This window comes from Algibacter sp. (assembly GCF_049667265.1).
Lineage (GTDB): Bacteria > Bacteroidota > Bacteroidia > Flavobacteriales > Flavobacteriaceae > Algibacter_B.
The window spans coordinates 1-2,886 of sequence record NZ_JBATHX010000076.1 but is presented as its reverse complement, the minus strand read 5'-3'; the positions used below and the strand labels follow the sequence as shown (position 1 = coordinate 2,886).

Annotated in this window: 4 protein-coding genes and 1 pseudogene; 1 reads left to right on the top strand and 4 read right to left on the bottom strand. The window is 32.7% G+C overall.

Annotated features, from left to right (window positions below):
- The 4 genes and pseudogenes from WBN21_RS02810 to WBN21_RS02795 all read right to left on the bottom strand — a co-directional run.
- A pseudogene (locus tag WBN21_RS02810) lies at nt 1–175 on the bottom strand (aspartate aminotransferase family protein); the annotation flags it as partial.
- A gap of 5 nt (nt 176–180) precedes the next feature.
- Complete coding sequence (locus WBN21_RS02805) at nt 181–972, bottom strand: glucosaminidase domain-containing protein (protein WP_424197780.1); 792 nt, start codon at nt 970–972, stop codon at nt 181–183.
- A gap of 4 nt (nt 973–976) precedes the next feature.
- Nucleotides 977–1,888: a 1-aminocyclopropane-1-carboxylate deaminase/D-cysteine desulfhydrase gene (locus WBN21_RS02800; protein WP_424197779.1), complete on the bottom strand. Its 912-nt coding sequence runs from the start codon at nt 1,886–1,888 to the stop codon at nt 977–979.
- Nucleotides 1,878–2,216 carry a hypothetical protein gene (locus WBN21_RS02795; RefSeq protein ID WP_424197778.1) on the bottom strand — a complete coding sequence of 113 codons (339 nt, stop codon included), beginning with the start codon at nt 2,214–2,216 and terminating at the stop codon, nt 1,878–1,880. Before WBN21_RS02795 ends, WBN21_RS02800 begins: the two co-directional genes overlap by 11 nt.
- Before the next feature lie 223 nt (nt 2,217–2,439).
- Here WBN21_RS02795 and WBN21_RS02790 point away from each other — a divergent pair, with 223 nt between their 5' ends.
- Nucleotides 2,440–2,604, top strand: coding sequence for a DUF5522 domain-containing protein (locus WBN21_RS02790; protein WP_424197777.1), 165 nt, complete (start codon nt 2,440–2,442; stop codon nt 2,602–2,604).
- Nucleotides 2,605–2,886 lie beyond the last annotated feature (282 nt).

The following is a 2,886-nucleotide window of genomic DNA, read 5'->3' as shown; positions in this document are numbered from 1 at the left end:
TTATGTAATCGATTAAACGATTTCCATCTTCGTCATACAAATACGCTCCTTTGGCTTCTTTAACAAAAATAGGTGTTCCGCCAACGCCTTTAAAGGCTCTTACTGGTGAGTTTACACCTCCAGGAATTACCTTTTCGGCTTCAGCAAATAATGCGCTGCTTCTTTTATAAATCATATAAACTAATTATTTTTTGATGATGGTTTTACAACTAACTCCTGCCCTATACTAAGTGCCGTATCGTTTAAACCATTTAAATTTTGAAGTTCTTCAACTGATATTTTATACATTCTAGAAATTGAATATAATGTATCGCCTTTAGTTACGGTATAGGTTGTTAATCCTTGCTCTAAAGGGTCTTCAAAAGTCGAGTAGCTATCACCAAGCACTTCTTTATCTAACTGATACAATTGATAGCGTTCAATTAAACTGATAAGTTTATGCGGATATTTTTTATCGGTTGCATAACCCGCTGCTTTCAATCCCTTAGCCCAACCTTTATAATCTTCCTTTTTTAATTCAAAAAGTTTTGAATACCGGTTTCGTTCAGTTAAAAACAACGAATGATCTCTAAATGAATATTTAGCATCCTTATATTTCCTGAAACATTCTTGCGCCTCATCATCATCATGAAAAATTCTTTGGCCCGTCCATTCATGGCATTTAATTCCAAAATGATTGTTAGCCTCAACAGATAATCGCCCATTTCCAGAACCCGATTCTAAAATACCTTGTGCAATGGTGATACTTGCAGGAATGCCATACAAACTCATTTCTTCTTGTGCTGTTGCTTTGTGCGTGTCTATATATTGCTCGGTGTTATTGGCATATACTTTTGTGGAAGTGTTTGCTTCCTCTTTTTGTTTTTCCACTTGTTTGGTTTCGCTATTAGTCCTTTTAGTGACAATCCCTTTTTTGGATTTACAACTAAATGCCAAACTCACAACACAAATCAATAATAATATTTGTTTCATTTAACTATACAATTATGGGTAAATTTTTCTTTTTTAAAACGGCATTCATACCTTGAATCCCTTGCAAACCACCTGTGTGAATTGCTAATATTTTCGAACCTTTTGGAAAAAAATCCTTTTCAATTAAATCCATTATCCCGAAAAGCATTTTTCCTGTATAAACGGGATCTAGAGGCACATTTAAATCAGCTTTAAACCGATTAATAAACGCCACTAATTCTTCATTTATTTTAGCGTAACCACCAAAATGATAGTCGGTAATTAATTTCCAATTGGTTTGAGTAGCAAATTTACTAATATCTTCTTTTAAAAAGTCGCCTTTTAGGGCAGGAAAACCTAAAACTTGTTGACTAGGTTTTGAACAATTTATTAGTCCTGAAATGGTTCCGCCTGTTCCAACAGCACAACAGATATAATCAAATTCCTCATCTGCTTCAGTTAAAATCTCTTCGCAACCTTTTACTGCCAAAGTATTTGTTCCGCCTTCCGGAATCATGTAAAATTCGCCAAATTCATCTTCCAAAGATTTTAAAAAAGTTTCAGAAGTTTTATTCCTATAAGTTTCACGAGACACAAATTTAAATTGCATCCCATTTTCTTTAGCAAAATTTAAGGTTGGATTATTTTTTATTTTATTTTGAAGCTCATCCCCTCTAATCACTCCAATAGTATTAAAACCAATGATACTGCCCGCTGAAGCTACAGCAGCAATATGGTTTGAAAACGCACCACCAAATGTCAACAATGTTTTATAACTTGCTTTTTCGGCCTGTAGAAGATTGTATTTTAGCTTTCTATATTTGTTCCCAGAAACAAAAGCATGGAGTTTATCTTCGCGCTTTATAAATAATTCTACACCTTTATTTTTCGGAAGATTTACCTGCTGATTTTCGGTATTTTCGAACTCAAATTTCATGCTTACAAAGATACTTCAAAAAACGCCATATGGAACGATTTTGAAGGTATTCTAAATTATTTTGATTCAAGTAAGCCTCTCTTTCAAATGAAATATTTCTGTATGCTTTTTGCCAGTTTTTATATTGAATTAATCGAAATAAAAATTCCAAACCATAAAAGATATAAAATGGAATAATTAATAGTTCTAATTGCTGTTTTAAATGAATTTTCTCGTGATTAATTAGCACTTGATTGTCTTTCAAATGTTTCGATTTCAAAAACACAAAAGGAAATATGGTCATGCCTGTATAACCTTTAGGAACTAAATATTTAGAAATGAAAATCATAATAAAACCTGTTCAAAAATCAAACCAAAAAGACTTTTCTTAAGATTCTCCAAGTTTTTGGAATGACAATTTATGGAAATCCTGACGTAAAACATCAAGAAATAATTCCTTGAATTTACATTATCTTTGTTACAAATGACATGAGCCTCATGATAATTATGACTTCTATTTTTATTATTATTGGTGAATGACATCTGACCTCTAAAACAATTTTTACCATCAGATGAAAAAAATAATCCCCATTGAAGAAGGCGATTTCTACCTAACACCCGAAGGATATCGCTGTTTTACAGAACAATACCATTTAAAACGCGGGTATTGTTGCGAGAGTGGATGCAGGCATTGCCCTTACGGCTATAACAAAGCAACCAACGCGATTAAAAAATAAAAATTGGATAACTATTTATTGACATATAGAATTAAAGTAGCGAATACTTACCATCGGGTAGATATTCGCTATCCGTAGTTAACATTGTTTTGCGCATCAAAATAGTAGTAACTAAACATTCAAAACATGACATTTCAAGAACAATTATTAGAAGGCATTCCTGAAAAACTTCCGCTTTTAAAACCTTATGACCATAGCATTAATCATGCTCCTAAGCGGAAAAACATACTTTCTTCTGAAGAAAAAAAACTAGCCTTACGCAACGCTTTACGTTATTTTGAC